This is a genomic window from Chryseobacterium sp. CS3K3.1, from assembly GCF_059515165.1.
Map to the genome: position 1 here is coordinate 1 of NZ_JCAKRV010000051.1, position 984 is coordinate 984.

At 24.5% G+C, this 984-nt stretch carries 2 protein-coding genes; both read right to left on the reverse strand.

The features are described from left to right. Positions 1 to 108: 108 nt before the first annotated feature. Positions 109 to 693, reverse strand: a complete 585-nt coding sequence (locus tag AC5YGI_RS22030; protein WP_330744408.1) for a hypothetical protein — start codon at positions 691 to 693, stop codon at positions 109 to 111. Between the two features lie 3 nt (positions 694 to 696). Next, positions 697 to 984, reverse strand: a 288-nt coding sequence (locus AC5YGI_RS22035; RefSeq protein ID WP_496169808.1) for a hypothetical protein, incomplete at its 5' end; no start/stop codon positions are given.

Genomic DNA, 984 nt, shown 5'->3' on the forward strand with positions numbered 1-984 from the left:
ATCAATAGTAAACCCCTGCTATTGCAAGGGCAACCTTATTAAAATATAATTAATACAATGACGAATTGGGATTTTATCTATTTACAAAGCCTAAGCTAATTGAAAAAATCACCATTTAATATACTTAGTATTTTTTAAATTCCACTTAATTCTAATAGGATTACTTTTTATCGCATAATTAATTTTCTCTTTATTATGAGCTGGCGGATTAGAACTACAAATAGTAAGATAGACAGTGATAATATAATCTTGATTGCTTATAATATTAAAACTATCATATTTACCATTTTCTACATTAAATTGAAAAGGATTAAATTTGATCGGAATTACTAGTTTTTCTTTTGGCTTTATTTTAATTATTCCGTCCTTACTTTCTAAATATGTAAGCTGATTTCTTTTATTAGCAAGATCAATCTGTGTGTCATCTAATTCTATTAATCCAGTTTCATAATTTACAGACTTATTTTTACGTTTCAGTTCAATTAAAGGTCTAAAGTTATCTGCAATATATTCCTTGCCAAATGGTTTAAAACTTACAGTATCTATAGGAATTGAACACGTAATATTTGAATTATTATAAATTTCCATCACAATTATTTTACTCTTATCATCAGTATCTAACGATTTAATATTTAATAATAATTGAGATTTAACATTGATTATTGTCAAAAATAATACAAGAAGATATTTCATATTTTATGGTATTTTATAAATAGAATCTAACAATTTATATTTTTCTAAAAATAAATTATAAGCTTGTGTTCCTAAATCACTATTCCTACTATTAAGTTTATCAGCATATCCAAACTTAATAATATTAAGAATATTCAATTCATTTCCACTTTTTGTTTTATATCCTAAACTATCCATCCAACGATAAGATCTATATTCATTATATAATAATATAGCACTCGTACCTACAGTTCCATTTCCGAAATAATCTCGTAATGAACGATTCACAAAATATGAATCATATAGATGGAG